The sequence below is a fragment of the Paenibacillus sp. FSL R7-0313 genome, assembly GCF_037969885.1.
GTDB lineage: Bacteria > Bacillota > Bacilli > Paenibacillales > Paenibacillaceae > Paenibacillus.
The window spans coordinates 5821272-5838186 of record NZ_CP150219.1 but is presented as its reverse complement, the minus strand read 5'-3'; the positions used below and the strand labels follow the sequence as shown (position 1 = coordinate 5838186).

12 protein-coding genes are annotated in these 16915 nt (G+C 46.7%); 11 read left to right on the top strand and 1 reads right to left on the bottom strand.

Features of this window, described 5'->3' with window-relative positions; genetic code table 11:
* The first annotated feature begins 177 nt into the window (after positions 1 to 177).
* The 11 genes from NSQ38_RS25325 (at position 178) to NSQ38_RS25275 (ending at position 15753) form a co-directional block, all read left to right on the top strand.
* On the top strand, positions 178 to 1068 hold the full coding sequence (locus NSQ38_RS25325; RefSeq protein WP_074094500.1) for an ABC transporter permease subunit: 891 nt from the start codon (positions 178 to 180) through the stop codon (positions 1066 to 1068).
* Positions 1069 to 1097: 29 nt separating this feature from the next.
* A complete protein-coding gene (locus NSQ38_RS25320; RefSeq protein WP_076326910.1) occupies positions 1098 to 1976 on the top strand; it encodes a carbohydrate ABC transporter permease in 879 nt (292 codons plus the stop codon).
* A 32-nt stretch (positions 1977 to 2008) separates the two neighbouring features.
* On the top strand, positions 2009 to 3094 hold the full coding sequence (locus NSQ38_RS25315) for an arabinogalactan endo-1,4-beta-galactosidase (RefSeq protein ID WP_082219046.1): 1086 nt from the start codon (positions 2009 to 2011) through the stop codon (positions 3092 to 3094).
* A 92-nt stretch (positions 3095 to 3186) separates the two neighbouring features.
* Entirely contained in the window at positions 3187 to 5259 is a 2073-nt protein-coding gene (locus NSQ38_RS25310) for a beta-galactosidase (RefSeq protein WP_339784682.1), read from the top strand.
* Positions 5260 to 5467: 208 nt separating this feature from the next.
* Positions 5468 to 6907, top strand: a complete 1440-nt coding sequence (locus NSQ38_RS25305; protein ID WP_124113995.1) for an NAD-dependent malic enzyme — start codon at positions 5468 to 5470, stop codon at positions 6905 to 6907.
* A gap of 1 nt (position 6908) precedes the next feature.
* Positions 6909 to 7631, top strand: coding sequence for an HD domain-containing protein (locus NSQ38_RS25300; protein WP_338593724.1), 723 nt, complete (start codon positions 6909 to 6911; stop codon positions 7629 to 7631).
* A gap of 300 nt (positions 7632 to 7931) precedes the next feature.
* Complete coding sequence (locus tag NSQ38_RS25295) at positions 7932 to 8999, top strand: aromatic acid exporter family protein (protein WP_338593726.1); 1068 nt, start codon at positions 7932 to 7934, stop codon at positions 8997 to 8999.
* A 178-nt stretch (positions 9000 to 9177) separates the two neighbouring features.
* Positions 9178 to 9639 carry a pyridoxamine 5'-phosphate oxidase family protein gene (locus tag NSQ38_RS25290; protein ID WP_339784680.1) on the top strand — a complete coding sequence of 154 codons (462 nt, stop codon included), beginning with the start codon at positions 9178 to 9180 and terminating at the stop codon, positions 9637 to 9639.
* Between the two features lie 244 nt (positions 9640 to 9883).
* Positions 9884 to 12259: an RNA polymerase recycling motor HelD gene (gene helD / locus NSQ38_RS25285; RefSeq protein WP_339784678.1), complete on the top strand. Its 2376-nt coding sequence runs from the start codon at positions 9884 to 9886 to the stop codon at positions 12257 to 12259.
* 327 nt (positions 12260 to 12586) lie between these two features.
* Complete coding sequence (locus NSQ38_RS25280) at positions 12587 to 14446, top strand: adenine deaminase C-terminal domain-containing protein (protein ID WP_339784676.1); 1860 nt, start codon at positions 12587 to 12589, stop codon at positions 14444 to 14446.
* 386 nt (positions 14447 to 14832) lie between these two features.
* Entirely contained in the window at positions 14833 to 15753 is a 921-nt protein-coding gene (locus NSQ38_RS25275) for a hypothetical protein (protein ID WP_339784674.1), read from the top strand.
* Positions 15754 to 15909: 156 nt separating this feature from the next.
* Here the strand turns inward: NSQ38_RS25275 and NSQ38_RS25270 are convergent, their stop codons facing one another.
* Positions 15910 to 16830 carry an AraC family transcriptional regulator gene (locus tag NSQ38_RS25270; protein ID WP_339784672.1) on the bottom strand — a complete coding sequence of 307 codons (921 nt, stop codon included), beginning with the start codon at positions 16828 to 16830 and terminating at the stop codon, positions 15910 to 15912.
* Positions 16831 to 16915: the final 85 nt, after the last annotated feature.

The window sequence follows — 16915 nt, the reverse complement described above, 5'->3', positions numbered from 1 at the left end:
CTCAGACGACTAACGTCTGAGCGCTTTTTTTGTTTATTCAAGCTAAGGCAAAGTGGTTGAATTTGTGCCATTTATATTGCTTTTATGTGCTGTTTGGACCCCGTAAAAGGTTGATATAATCGCATTATAAGCCACTCAGGGAGTACTTGAGTAGGAAGAAATACAGGGGGAGCAATCATGAGAACTTTGAAACGCACTTGGCCATTCCACGTTATGCTGTTGCCAGCCATTATCTTTCTGATTATCTTCAGTTATGTGCCTATGGGCGGGATCATTATGGCATTCCAGAACTACAAGCCATGGCTTGGGATTAGCGGTTCTGAATGGGTTGGGCTGGACAACTTTAGATATTTGTTTGAACGTGAAGACAGCTTACAGGTCATTTGGAACACATTGATTATTGCTGTACTTAAACTGATTTTTAATTTATTTGTTCCATTTGTTTTTGCCATTCTTTTGAATGAGGTTCGCAAGATGGCTATACAGCGAACGATTCAGACACTTGTCTATTTACCTCACTTCTTGTCCTGGGTCATTCTGGGCGGGATTTTGATAGATCTGTTGTCAACAGGCGGCTTGGTTAACCGGGTTCTGGGAACCTTCGGACTCGGGCCATATTTCTTCCTTGGAGACAACAGTTGGTTCCGATCTACGGTCATTCTGACAGATGTGTGGAAAGAATTTGGCTATAACATGATTGTCTTTCTGGCTGCCCTTGCCGGAATTAATCCAGCATTGTACGAAGCAGCGGAAATTGACGGAGCAGGACGCTGGAAACAGACACTGCACATTACAATCCCTTCGCTTGTGCCGATGCTGATGGTTGTAGGAACACTGGCGCTTGGTAACGTACTGAATGCCGGATTTGACCAGATATTCAACTTGTATAACCCGCTTGTATATCAAACGGGAGACATCATTGATACATTCGTATATCGTTCCGCAATGCAAAATGGTGAGATGGGCTTTGCAACCGCGATCGGATTATTCAAATCGGTCATTAGTATGATCTTGATTCTTGTATCGTACAGCTTAGCCAAAAAATACGCTGGATATCGCATATTCTAAACGAATGAACAGAGAAAGAAGGGACCACGATGTATCATAAATCATTGCCTTATCGCGTGTTTAATATAGTCAATACCTGCTTTCTGATTTTGGTCGCCATTATGTGTATCGTACCGATGATTCATGTACTGGCAGTATCCTTTAGTACAAAGGCTGCTGCCGACGCCAATCTGGTCAATCTCTGGCCCGTAGGTTTTTCACTTGAGGCATACAAAAAAACGATGAACAATCCAATTTTCTTGAATTCGCTCTGGATTTCACTTCTACGTACAGTGATTGGTACAGCCATTACGTTGCTGATTACTTTCCTGGCGGCGTACCCGTTGTCCAAAGAGAATAGTGAGTTCAAAGGCAGAACGATCTACTCCTGGATTTTTGTGTTCAGTATGATTTTCAACGGGGGACTGGTGCCATTCTACATGGTTATCCAGAAGATCGGGTTGATGGATTCCTTCTGGGTACTGGTACTCCCTGGGGCAGTTAACACATTCCTTGTCATTCTGATGCTGAACTTCTTCCGCGGTATTCCAAAAGAGCTGGAGGAAGCGGCACTGATGGATGGAGCTAACCATTTCAGAACATTGTTCAGTATCTTCCTTCCCATCTCGATGCCGTCCATTGCAACAATTGCATTGTTCAGTATGGTGTTCCACTGGAATTCCTGGTTTGATGGATTGCTCTACATGAATAACGCCAAGGATTACCCACTTGCTACATTTATGCAAACGGTCATTATTGGACGTGATATGAGTAGCATGAGCATGAATCCAAAAGAAATGGAAGCTCTCTCTCAAACGACGGTAAGGGCTGCTCAGATCTTCATCGGAAGTGCACCGATCTTGATTGTGTATCCGTTCCTGCAACGTTTCTTTGTCAAAGGTATGACGTTGGGCTCAGTTAAAGGCTGAGCCTGTACCCCAAATTAATGGAGGTTGATACAGTGAGCAACTTGACGGAAAAGACATTCATTCTGGGAATGGATGTGTCTTTTATGGATGAAATCGAACAGCATGGCGGGAGTTATAGTGATGTGGATGGCAAGGAACAAGACTTGCTGTCCATCCTGAAGATTAATGACGCTAACGCGATACGACTTCGAATCTGGAATGATCCTGTTGGTGGATTCTGCAATCTGGAGCGGACGGTGGAGGTAGCCAAACGGATCAAGGAACAGGGCTTGAAATTTTTGCTTGATTTCCATTATTCTGATCGCTGGGCTGACCCAGCCAATCAATGGAAGCCGAAAGCATGGGAGAATCTGTCCTATGAAGAGCTTCAACGTGCGGTATGCATGTATACGGCTGACGTTCTGAGAACGTTGAAGGAACACGATGCGCTTCCAGACATGGTGCAGGTGGGCAACGAGATTACACCGGGCATGTTATGGAATGAGGGACGTGTCGGTGGAGAAGAGCATGATACGGATGAACAGTGGGAGCGCTTTGCAGGCCTTGTGAAGTACGGAATTGCTGCGGTCAAATCCGTTGACGCGGATATTCAGATTATGATACATATTGACCGTGGTGGAGATAACGCCGAGAGCCGCAAGTTTTACGATCGCTTTGAAGCACTGGGTGTGGAGTTTGATATCATTGGTCTCTCGTATTATCCTTGGTGGCATGGCACACTTGATGCGTTACGTGATAATCTTCATGATCTGGCTGAGCGTTATGGCAAACCGATCAATGTAGTTGAAACCGCTTATCCATGGACGCTGGAGCAGCCGGAAGGCATTGAATGGATTTTGAATCAGGAAGATATGTTGTTACCAGGATACCCTGCAAGTGTAGAGGGACAGACCAAATATCTGAAGGATCTATTGCAGATTATTCGCGAAGTTCCTGGTGGTTTGGGGCATGGATTCTATTATTGGGAACCTGCCTGGATACCAAGTAAAGAAGAATGGTCCGTCGGTCATCCGAATAACTGGGGCAACCTCACCATGTTTGATTTTAAAGGTCGCAAGTTGGAATCGTTTACAGCGCTCGCTACTGTTGAAGAATCAGATGTCGTGACATACGTGTAATCTAGCGTAATACGTATCGTCTGTGAAGTCGTTGTTATCGTTATCTTATATAAACTAAAAAAAACAGTAATTAATGCAAGGGAGTTGTCCTTATGACATACAAATTTCCACCTGTAAGTTCCAAAGCCCCGCACATGTTGCATGGCGCAGACTATAACCCGGAGCAATGGCTCCGCTATCCTGAAGTTCTGGAAGAAGATATTCGCTTGATGAAGCTTGCCAAGTGTAACGTGATGTCCATTGGTATCTTCTCGTGGGTATCCCTTGAGCCGGAAGAGGGCGTATACACGTTTGAATGGCTGGATCAGGTGTTGGATCGTTTCGCAGCAAACGGCATCTATGCATTCCTGGCTACACCAAGTGGTGCCAGACCTGCCTGGATGTCCGCAAAGTACCCGGAAGTGCTCCGCGTATCCGAGAAGCGTGTCCGCAATCTGCACGGTTTCCGTCACAACCATTGTTATACTTCCCCGGTATACCGTGAGAAGGTTACTGCGATCAACACAAGACTGGCGGAACGTTATTCGGATCATCCGGCTGTAATCGGCTGGCATATCTCAAACGAGTTCGGCGGCGACTGTCATTGTGATTATTGTCAGGAAGCGTTCCGTGGTTGGGTTCAGAAGAAGTATCAAACACTTGATGAACTGAATCATTCCTGGTGGACGACATTCTGGAGCCATACGGTTACAGACTGGAGTCAAGTGGAATCTCCGGCTCCACACGGTGAGACACAGGTACACGCGATGAATCTGGATTGGCGCCGTTTCGTTACGGATCAGACAGCTGATTTTATCGTGCATGAAACGAAACCGTTGAAAGCTCAGAATCCTGATCTACCAGTCACAACCAACCTGATGGAATTTTATGGTGGCCTGAACTATTGGAAGTTCGCTGATATTCTGGATTTCCTCTCTTGGGACAGTTATCCGACTTGGCACGATGCAGATGACGACGCGAAACAGGCATCCCGTATCGCCATGATGCATGATATCGTTCGTTCCATCAAAGGCGGTCAGCCGTTCTTGCTGATGGAGAGCACTCCAAGTTCTACGAATTGGCAAGATGTCAGCAAGCTGAAAAAACCTGGCATGCATTTGCTCTCTTCTCTCCAGGCTGTGGCACACGGCTCCGATAGTGTTCAGTACTTCCAGTGGAGAAAAAGCCGGGGGTCCAGTGAGAAACTTCATGGTGCGGTGGTAGACCACGTAGGAACGGAACACACTCGAGTGTTCCAAGATGTCACTGATGTAGGAACGGCTCTTCAAGGCATGGAAGCCATTGTAGGAACAGCGGTTCCGGCAGAAGTTGCAATCATATTTGATTGGGAAAACCGTTGGGCCGTTAATGACTCACAGGGGCCACGTAATATTGGTGTGAAGTATGAGCAGACCGTGGAAGAGCATTACGAAGCGTTTTGGAAAAAGGGAGTTGCTGTAGACGTTATTGATATGGATGCAGATCTGTCCAAGTACAAGCTGCTGATTGCTCCAATGCTCTATCTGGTACGTGAAGGTGTCGGGGAACGTATTGAGAAGTTTGTAGAACAAGGTGGTACGTTTGTAGCAACTTACTGGTCTGGTATTGTTAACGAAAACGATCTGTGTTTCCTGGGTGGATTCCCAGGCCCGCTGCGTAAGACACTTGGCATCTGGTCCGAGGAAATTGACGGATTGCATGATCGTGATCTGAACGGAATCATTCCGGAGAAGGGCAATGAGCTTCAGCTCAATACAGCGTATGATGCAATTGAACTGTGTGATCTGATTCATCTGGAAGGCGCGAAGTCCCTGGCTACGTACCGTTCTGACTTCTATGCTGGACGCCCTGCATTGACGGTTAACCAGTTGGGTTCAGGGAAAGCATATTATGTAGCGACACGTCTGAAAGCACCATTCTATGATGATTTCTATGCGAAACTAATCGCTGACCTGAACATTGAGCGTGGACTTGAAACAGAGTTGCCTGCCGGAACAACGGCACATACGCGTACAGATGGTACAGCTGATTATGTGTTTGTACAGAACTACACACCAGATGAGAAGCTGGTTGAATTAGATGGACAGTCCTACACTGATCTGCTCAGTGGTGATGCTGTGGAATCAAGTCTCAGCTTGAAGCCATATGACATTTGTGTTCTGCGCAGACCTGCTGCCCGGAAATAATATAGGTTCATCCTTACTTTATAAACGGAGTGAAGATACTAAAAAAGTGCCCTGAACGCCTGACATTGGTGTTCAGGGCATCTTTTTTATTTTATGCATTTGGCTGTTGAATGACTTTTTCTGGACAAGATAAAGGATAAACGTGTCCGCGCAGCGAAGACAAACACGTAACATGTAACTCAAGACTTTCAGTCTGGGAGGAATGGAAATGAATCAAAGAAATTTGGATGGTAACAGCATTATTATTCGACTGGAAATGACAACTAAGGATATCAAGTTTGGCGAAGTGGCTTCGGCCATCTCGGAAGCTGGGGGAGACATCATTGCCATCGACGTGATTTCCACCAATCAGGATGTAAGCGTGCGCGACTTGACGGTCGCAGTTACGGATGCACAAGATAACAGTAAAATTATAGAAGGGGTGCGCCAGCTTAAAGGTGTGTCCATTATTAACGTATCGGATCGGACGTTCCTGCTTCATCTGGGCGGTAAGATCGAAGTAACACCAAAGACCCCGATTCAAAACCGGGAAGATCTGTCACGTGTGTACACTCCGGATGTGGCACGTGTATGTTCAGCCATTTCAGAAGAACCCGGCAAAGCCTTCTCATTGACAATTAAACGGAATACAGTGGCCGTCATATCTGATGGCAGTGCAGTACTTGGACTTGGTAACATTGGGCCTCGTGCAGCGATGCCTGTCATGGAAGGTAAAGCGATGTTATTCAAACAATTTGCAGGTGTGGATGCTTTCCCAATCTGCCTGGACACACAGGATACCGAGGAAATCATACGTACTGTGAAAGCGATATCACCTGGTTTTGGCGGCATTAATCTGGAGGATATCTCGTCACCGCGTTGTTTTGAAATTGAACGTCGTCTGAATGAGGAATTGGACATTCCTGTATTTCATGATGACCAGCATGGCACAGCCGTTGTGTTATATGCCGGTCTGATCAATGCGCTCAAACTGGTGGGCAAGTCCATTGAAGATGTGAAGATTGTGGTCTGTGGTATCGGTGCAGCAGGTGTAGCATGCAGTAACATATTATTGTCTGCGGGAGCCAGCCGGCTTATAGGTGTCGATCGTGAGGGTGCAATTGTGCGGACACAAACCTATGAGAATGAAGTCTGGAGTGATTATGCAGCGCGTACTAATCCCGAACTGGAGACTGGCTCGCTGCGTGATGTTATTCGTGGAGCCGATGTGTTCATTGGCCTGTCCCGCGGGAATCTGTTAACTCGCGAAGATGTGCAGACCATGGCAGAAGATCCAATCGTGTTTGCAATGGCAAACCCGGTACCTGAGATTATGCCTGCATTGGTGGAAGACATTGTAGCGGTAATGGCAACAGGACGATCCGATTATCCGAATCAGATCAACAACGTGTTATGTTTCCCGGGCATCTTCCGGGCAGTTCTGGATTGCCGAGCCACCGAAATTAATGAAGAAATGAAGCTGGCAGCCGCTCAAGCGATTGCTTCGGCCATTACGGACGAAGAGCGTACACGTTATTACATTATTCCGAGTGTGTTCAATGATAAAGTGGTCAAATCGATGCGCAGTCGCGTGATTGAAGCAGCTATTAAGACGGGTGTAGCTCGGCGTATTCCGCGTGAACAGGCACGTGAAGGCGGGGAATCGTAAGATGTCAGAGAACCCTCTTCAACCTGGCGGGAATCAGCAAGAATTAGGGCACATGCATAACATAGATGGAATAACGGCAGGAGAGGCTATTCTGCGCGCCGCCCGATCCTTTGTTCAAGGGGACTCATCCAAGCATAGTGATGGTCATGACTGGCCGCACATTGAACGGGTAACCGCACTTTCAGTTGAACTCGCTCACCGCATGGGTGCAGATCCATTTGTCTGCGAACTGGCCGCATTATTACATGATGTACCGGATGAGAAGCTGAATGAGAGCTTGGAAGACGGGATGGCCAAACTGAATGACTGGCTGGATACCCAGCCTCTTGACCCGGATATACGTAACAAGGTTGTGGGTATTATTAGTACCATCTCATATGCGGGAGGACAGCGTCCTGCGGTCCGTTCGCTTGAAGCACAGGTTGTTCAGGATGCGGATCGACTGGATGCACTGGGTGCGATTGGGATCGCGCGAACCTTTGCCTTTTCAGGCGCCAGAGGGCGCGAGATGTACGATCCGTCCCTTCCCCCACGGGAGCAGATGACCCGTGAGGAATATCGCAATGGGCGCAGCACAACGATAAATCACTTTTACGAGAAGTTGTTCAAGCTCAAGGATCTGATGAATACCTCCTATGGCAAGGAGCTGGCGGAACAGCGTCATGATTATATGGTGCAGTTTGTGGACCAGTTCAAAAGGGAGTGGGAGGGCACGGACCGTTAGAAAGGCATAATAAGCATGAGCATTCCACAGAGGTGTCATAAGTAACAGAGGCGAATCTTTGAAGTGGCGAAAATCCATTTTGAAGATTTGCTTCTTTTTGGGTTAATAATGTGTATTAACATACATAAAGAAATCAATTTCATAATACCTCTGACTTATGACATGGCAACGGAAGACCTTACATGGTACAATAAATCGTTCTCCTGAATGAATTCAGGCAAAAAAAGAAATATGGGGTAATAATGAAAATGATCATCAAATGTAAAATTTCAGGTTCGGTAAAGAGGAGGGGTCACCACCATGTCGTTTGGTGCACGTGTACTTAAGACGGGGATCGCGGTCACGCTTGCCTTGTACCTAAGCAGCCTGTTCTTGAACCCGCAATCTCCCGTGCCTGCCGCAATCGCGGCTATATTCGCCATGCAGCCTTCCATCTATCGTTCCTGGAAATACTTCCTGGATCAATTGCAAACGACCACGCTGGGAGCTATTGTCGCTCTGGTGGGGGGCATGGTGTTGTCCAATGAGCCAATCGCCGTTGGATTAATTATTGTACTTGTCATCATGATTTGTCTTAAATTGAATATGGGTGAGACGGTTGGCCTTACACTTGTCACGGTTGTATCCATTATGGAAGCATCGGGTGATTGGCATTTTGCACTCAATCGTTTTCTGTTGACACTGGTTGGTATTGTATCGGCGTTTCTTATCAACATTACGGTATTTCCTCCTAAACCGAAGGTTCAGTTCGTGAAGCAGATCCATAGTGTATTCAGTGGTATGTCGTTGCTTCTGCGAACTTCGATCTCGGATGAGATCAAGGAAGTTGTATTCCGGGAGGAGAAAAGCAACCTGGGCGGTTCCATTAAGTCTCTGTCCGACAAGTATAACTTGTTCGAAGAGGAACAGAAAAAGATGAAACGTTCGAAATTCAGCGAAACTCGGCAGATGGTGGTCTACAAACAAATGCTGCTGAGTTTGCAAAAAGGGTATGAGGTGCTGGATTCGGTGGAACGCCACTATTTCCAGGCACCGCGGACAACGGCCATGGATCAGTTTTTTGACTCACATCTTGAACTGGTTATCAAATTCCATGAGCATGCACTGCTCAAGTTCGAGGATAAGCTGAAACCTAATGGGGAAGAGGCCGCACAGTTTGTATTGGATAATGACCATTTCATGGAGCAGACGATCACCCAGTTTGATATCGACAAGGAAGGGATGTTACGATTGTCGATCGTGGCTGCTGCGATTTATGATTACGGATATCAGTTGGAACGTCTAAATCGACTTGCCGAACATGTGCATAGCGCCAGTGAAGACAAAGAATCACAGGACAAAATTTTGAATTGGCTTAAGTGGCCTTAGGCATGATTCGTAATCAAAAGTAGACTTTTTGAACAACCTCTAAGTGCGAATTGCATACACGCTTCGCGATCATATACAATGGAACTACAACATTGCCCGGACCGTCGCGTCCGGGTTGTTTTGTCATACATACGGCTGAAGGGCATGAATGAATATTAACGAACCGAGGGATAGAGACATGATTATTAAGGAATTAGACGCTGAACTAATGGAATGGTTGAGTGGGACAAATCTGGAGCATAAACAGCATGAAGCCATGCAACTGCTAACCGTATCTGAGGATCAATGGCCGCATCAGGCGATGATCAGTATGGGGGAAGTGATTGCGATCAATCCGCATCAGCTTAGACTTGCTTTATGGCAAGGTACACAGACCAGTATGAACATGAGCAAAACAGGCAAGGCTACCTTGATTGCGGTTCAAGGACAGCGTTTGTTGCATATCCGTATAGAAGTAGAACGGCTGCCTGAGATTAAGGGGGCTGTTCATCCTAGGGATCGCTTTGAAGCACAAGTGCTCCATGTACGAGTGGATCACGCGCCATATGCGGAGATCACTTCAGGAATAACCTTTCAATTAAAAGATGAACTTGGAGCAATTACACGCTGGAAAGAGACGATTGAAGAATTACGAAAGTAGGCAGGAGTAGCTAGGTCAGTTGAGGACCCGGTAATTGGGTAATAATGAAGAAGAAAACAACAAAAAACGCCTCCGCTTGCATCGGGACGTTGTCACTGGTACAATAAAAAATGGTTTTCAGAAAATTAGAACTAATTAACATATAATTAAAATGTTTACTTTCTAATAATTATACCATTGCCTTTTCGGGCTTGTCAAATGGGATTTTGAGGACACAATCCGGGGAAAGAGGGGCTATTAACATATGAGTACTGAGCAGCAATGGAGTGAAGAACAACAACGGGTCAACATGGTGACCGATCAGATTGAACGCAAGATCACAACGTTAGAAGATGAAGTAGGTTCCTTCCGTGACGAAGTGGTAGGGATGAGAAAAGATTTCTGGGACGAAGTCACGATGAACTTCAGTGAAGCGGATGATGTCGGGGAGACTTCAACCAGCATGCGGCAGCAGTCACAGGTATTGTCCGATCGGGAGCGCAGCCATCTCAATACAGCAGCTGCGTTGGATAAAATGAAACGACTGCATCATTCACCGTATTTTGGGCGCATTGATTTTAAGGAAGACGGATATCCAAATGCAGAACGAATTTATCTCGGCATTGCATCGTTGCTGGATGAGAAGGAAGAATCTTTTCTGGTCTACGACTGGCGTGCGCCAATCTCCAACCTGTATTATGACGGAGCACCGGGTCCAATCACGTATCATACACCCAGTGGGGAGATCAGCGGTGATATAGAGATGAAGCGACAGTTTGTCATTCGGGACGGTCGTATCCGGTTTATGTTTGACACAGGGGTTACGATTGGTGATGAGTTGTTGCAGGCCGTGCTCAGTCGAACTTCGGATGCACAGATGAAAAGTATTGTAGCGACCATTCAGAAGGAGCAAAACCGGATTATCCGTAATGACCGGACACGTATGCTCATTGTGCAAGGCGCAGCCGGCAGTGGCAAAACATCCGCGGCGCTCCAGCGTGTGGCATATCTTCTCTATAAATACCGCGAGCATCTGCAAGCGGATCAGATGGTTCTTTTTTCACCGAATCCAATGTTCAACAGTTATGTCTCTACGGTACTGCCTGAGCTTGGGGAGGAAAACATGTTGCAAACGACCTTCCAGGAGTATCTGGAGCGCCGTTTGGGTCGTGAATATCAACTGGAAGATCCGTTTATTCAGCTCGAATATGTACTTACGGGGACGGAAGATCCTGATTACGATGTGCGCATGTCCAGCATTCGGTTCAAGTCATCCGAATCTTTCCTGAAAGTCATTACCCGTTACAAGGAAAGCATGTTGTCAGGTGGCATGAAATTCAAGCCAGTTCGCTTCCAGGGCCGAGCGATTGTCACGTCAGAGGCTATGGCTGAGAAATTCTACAGCTTCGAGTCATCCGTTAAGCTGGTGAGTCGACTGGAGATGTTACGGGACTGGATGCTGAAAGAACTGTCTGCCTTTGGTAAAGGTGAACTGGATGCGCCTTGGGTTGATCAGCAACTGGATCTGATGGAGCCGGAGGATCTACAACGTGCTTATCAACGGTTGAAGCGCAAGCAAAAAGGAAAGACCCATACGTTTAATGACTTTGAGCAGGAAAGAGAAATTCTTGCACGTATGGTGGTCAGTGACCGACTCAAACCGTTGCGGAAATGGATCAAGTCATTACGATTCGTTGATATAAGACAATTGTATGCACATCTGTTCAGCGATCAGGCTCAGATGGAGCGATTGCTGGGTGGCGAAGCGCTCCCTGCTCAGTGGGATGAAATCTGTAAGATGACTTTACGCAGATTGAAGCTTCAGGAGTTGGCATATGAAGATATTACGCCATACTTGTACTTGCGTGAGCTTATGCTTGGATTCCATATTAACTCCAATATTCGCCATGTCATCATTGATGAAGCCCAAGATTATTCTGCGTTTCAGTTGGCATTTATGAAGAGATTGTTCCCACGGGCGAAAATAACAGCCCTTGGTGACTTTAATCAGGCCATCTATGCCCACTCTTCAGTGCTTAGTGGAACAGGACCTCTGACTAATCTGTACGGTCCAGACAATACAGAGGTCATTGAGCTGACGAGAAGTTATCGATCTACTCGGGAGATCGTGGAGTTTACCCGTGGCATGGTGCCTGGTGGGGAAGAGATTATTCCATTTAACCGTAGCGGTGAGAAGCCTAAAGTGATCGTTTCTTCTGATGCCGAGCGTCATATGAACGTCATCACGACAGACCTCCAGCACTTGATTAAGGAAGGATATGAATCAGTTGCAGTTATCTGCAAGACCGCCGAAGAGAGCAGAGACGTACATGCTGCATTGAGCAAGGCACTGCCCACAGCACCGAAGTTAATCAAAAAAACGACGCTGGCTTTTGAGCAGGGTGTTCATGTCATCCCGGCGTATCTGGCCAAAGGTGTGGAATTCGATGCTGTCCTGATCTATGACGGCTCTGCGGAGCAGTATGCCCAGGAGCATGAACGCAAATTGTTCTACACGGCCTGTACACGAGCGATGCATCTGTTGCATGTGTATTGTGTGGGCACACCGAGTCCGTTCATTACCGCCCAGTCAGAAGAATGGTATGATCTTGGCAAGGTGTCTGCTGCGCAAGTGGACTGACATAACACGTTCATGTGCTTGAAGAAGGCTTCCGTTCAATGGAACGGGAGTCTTTCTGTATATGATACATATATCGGGAAGAAGCTAGCTTAGCGAGGGAAGTATACATGATGAGGTTCCGGCCATATAGGTGATCGTATTGAATAAAAACGTATTGAATGAAAATACCTAACGTGAATTCGTAAGGATTGGGTCCCGTGGATAAATATGACTTGATAATTTGTATTCAAGCACAATGGATGTGATTTTTCTTTACACATGAGTTCCGGACTCATATAATCGTAACAATATATTTTTTTGGGATCGTTTATTAAAGGAGGCAACAATATGAACAAATCATCTTTTGAACGGCCACTGATGGCCGATTGTGTACCTGATCTGGTCGCTACAGCGCGGGGAGATTTGCCGGCGACTTTGGTCATTCGGGGAGGTACGCTGGTCAACGTGATATCGGGTGAGATTTTGCCGGAGATGTCCATAGCTGTACAGGGAGCGCGAATCGCTTATGTTGGTAAAGATGTAAGCCACACCATTGGAGAACATACCCGGATTATTGAAGCAAACGGTAAGTATATTGCTCCTGGTTTGCTGGATGGACACTGCCATATTGAAAGTACACAGATGAAAGTAACCGAGTTTGCGAGAGCGGTCTTGCCTTCAGGCACAACCGGAGGTTTCTTTGACCCACATGAGATCTCTAACGTGCTTGGTCTCAAAGGTTTGAGACTGATGCTGGATGAAGCGCGGACCACACCGATGGCTGCTTATATGCAGGTGGCTTCCTGTGTGCCTTCCACTCATCCAGGATTGGAGACAACAGGTGCTTATATCGGGCCTGAGGAGGTAGCTGAGGCTCTTTCCTGGGGTCCGGACATGATTGGTCTTGGTGAAGTGATGAACTTCCCTGGGGTAGTCTATGGGGACGAGACGATGATTGGTGAGATACAGGCAACGCTCCGGGCAGGTAAAGTGGCAGACGGTCATTTCACCTGGGCTGCAGATGACTGGCGTCTGCCAGCGTATGCAGCGAGTGGCGTTACAGGGGATCATGAGTGTGTGACCAAGGAAGATGTGGTTGAACGTCTGCGACTCGGGATGTATGCGAAGATGCGCCAAGGTTCGGCATGGCATGATGTGGCTGAGACAATCAAAGCCTGCACTGAGCTTGGACTGGATACACGCCGGATGATGCTGGTGACCGATGACCGAAGCTCTGAATCCCTGCTCAAAGAAGGACATATGGATTTTGTTGTTCGTCTTGCAATCTCCCAAGGTGTGAAGCCGGTCACTGCTTTTCAGATGGCAACCATTAACACGGCTGAGCGCTTTGGTGTTGCGCGTGATATTGGTGCGGTTATTCCGGGCAATATAGCCGATATTATTCTGCTGGACGGCCGGTTGGCGGATGTACGTGTGGGCATGACGATTGCTGCCGGGCAAGTTGTAGCCGAGAACGGGAAAATGACGGCGGTCTGGGACAGCTTCACGTACCCTGAGGAAGCGCTGAACACAGTGAAGTTAGAAGCTAATATTCAGCCAGTAGATCTGGAGTTGGCTGCGCCGATTCAAGAGGGGATCATTGGTGCCAAAATCATTCATGTGACAGAGAACCATGTGGATACAAAGGAGAAACACCTGCCCGTCACCGTAGAGAACGCCAAGGTTGTGGTTTCAACTTCAGGGGAAGTATGCAAAATTGCGGTATTGGAGCGTCACAAACAAACCGGGAATCGAGCGGTAGCGCTTGTTGGAGGCATCGGCTTCACATCCCCTGCAGCGATTGCGATGACGGTTGCTCATGATAGTCACAACCTGTTGATTATAGGCAATGATGATGCGCTGATGGCTGAAGCCGGTAACCGTGTCATTCGCATGCAAGGTGGGGTAGCCGTAGTAACGGCAGCAGGTGTAACCGAATTCCCGCTGCGGATTGCAGGTTTGATGTCAACTGAATCTTTTGAAGTCGTTGCAGCCCAATCGGCAGCAGTCAGTGAAGCTTTACAGTCCGCAGGATGTACATTGAATAATGCATTTATGACGCTTTCGTTACTCGCGCTGGTTGTAATTCCAGAACTACGTTTGTCTGACAAGGGGCTTGTGCGGATCTCGGCAGAAGGTATTGAACTGGTTTCCCTTTTCGATGAAGTGGTTAACAATACACCGGTAGCTCCATCAGGTAATGAATGAACGGAAATGTCGACTAGAGCATAATTAAATTGAGATACATGCAAAGCCGCCTTAGGGCGGTTTTTTTGTACGTTGTGGGAGAAAACGCTTTCTAGGTCTTCTGGATCTCGGTGTACATATGGCAATAATGACTGAAGTCATGCTGAAATAAGGGTGAATTTAGAAAATAGTGAATAATAGTGACTTTTGAACTATACATACAGAACTACGAATTCCCGAAATATAGTTATATGATTCTTTCGTCGTAAGTCTTAAAGATGATATTGCATATAGAAGCAATCCAAATTCGTCGTACCTAATAAGTATCCATTAAGTGAATAAGAAACGACACAATTTCATCCAGATTTGCACGTCAGAGCTGATAACTTCAGAGGGAGTGTACAAATATGAAAAGCAAAAGGGGTTACCGTTTTATCGTATTACTGAGTTGTTTGATCCTGTGTGCGAGTACAGCCTGTTCTTCCAAAGCCATAGCGGATGGTTCAGTCGACAGTTATGCAACGATTCATGGAAAACTTGATGTGCCAGTGAGAGCGACTTGGGTATGGGATACCACCCAGATCCGAAGTAATCCTCAAGAGGTGTTAAATTACGCTACAGCGAACAAGATCAATACGATCTATCTGCAGATGAACCGGGATATAAAAATTCCTGAATATAAAAGTTTTATTCGCCAAGCGAGAGCCAAAAACATTGCGGTTGACGTCATGGATGGAAGATCAGCGTGGGGATTGACGGAAAGCCGGGAGCAGATTGCATCTTTCCTGGACTGGATCGAGGCCTATCAGGCGCAGGCGTTGCCTAATGAGAAGTTTGCTGGTATTCATCTGGATATTGAGCCCCATGTGCATCCGCAGTGGAAAATCAATCAGGCCAGTGTAATTACCCAGTGGCAAGGAAATGTGGAGTACATTGTTGAGCGAGCATCACGGATGAAGATGCCGGTAGCGGCTGATCTGCCTTTCTGGCTCGATAACTACAAAATTCCGGGTTCCACGATGGCCGTAAGCAGTTGGATGATTCGCAAGTTTGATTCCATCACCATTATGGCTTACCGCGATACAGCTGCTGCAATCTATAGTGTAGCGAAGGATGAACTTGCAGAAGCAGCTCTGCTCGGCAAGACGATCTCGATCGCCGTGGAAACAAAGCAAAGCAAGGAAGGCGACTTCATTACTTTTTATGAAGAGGGATCTGCTTATATGGAAGCACAGTTGAAGTTGGTCGAAAAAATGGCTTCAGTACATGCATCCTTTAACGGTTTCTCCGTACATGAGTACACTTCATGGAAGACGCTGAAAAAGTGAGACACCAATAACTCCTTAGCGGAATGCTTGAAGTAGCAAATGAAATGAGTTCAAACGGAGAAAACGTGCCTCAGAACCGTATCTTGTTAGTTCTTGGGAATTGGAAGTGGATAAAGAAGGTGTTTGCAGCTGAGTAGCTGTGAGCACCTTCTTCTTTTACACCTGAACCAGGGCAGACTCCATTCCTACGTTCTCATAGAACATTTTGCGATACTGTGAAGGTGTGGTGGCTTTATGCTTCTTAAATGTAGTGATGAAGTAGCTTAGATGCTCAAAACCCACATCCATGGCGATATCAACAATCTTGTGGTCCGTATTCTCAAGCTGAACACAGGCCTGTTGAACGCGGTAATAGTTAATGTAATCAACCGGGGTTTTCTGCACCATCTGTTTGAAGAAACGGCAGAAGTGCCCTTCACTCATATTGGCCTCATCGGCCAGTTCTTTCAGCTTTAATGGTTCAGGATACCGTTTGTGAATATAACTGAGCACGGATTTCAGGCGCTCTACCTTGTCATGACTCCCTGTAGCTACGGTACCTTTGAGCGGAGCAGGTCTCATATGTTCGAACATTCGGGCAAATATGAGGTACAGGTACGCTTTTGTTGACATTTCACACGTTTCGGTTCGGGTAGCATGGTCCGCAAATATACGTTTCAGGAGATCCAGAATTTCTTGTCCCCAATCCTCATCTGCCTTGATATGACTGGGGGGAATCACCGTTTTGCGTACCAGTGGACCGATGAATTTCTCTTGGACCGTATCGAAGGTACGGCTGCCAAGCAGCTCGGGATTAAATACAATGGAAGAGAATACGCAGGGAACATCACCCTTCAGATACCCCGCATGAATCTCGCCTCTATTGATGAAAATGGCTTCTCCAGCTTGAACCTCAACGGTGTTCATATCGATCTGAAAGACGGCGCAGCCCTGGGTCACCATGGTGAACTCCATCTCATCATGCCAGTGGCAATCGAGAATGCTATCCCCGTTCAGTTGTTGAATATCCGGGTACACACTGACGGGATACATGGCATTGCCGTGAATCCGGTCTTCCCGTAATCGTTCACGTTCCATATCAGAGTCTCCTTTTGTATCATTATTAATGTAATCGTTTCCATAGATTGGTGGTGATGTTCAAGAATCGGATGTTTATTATCAA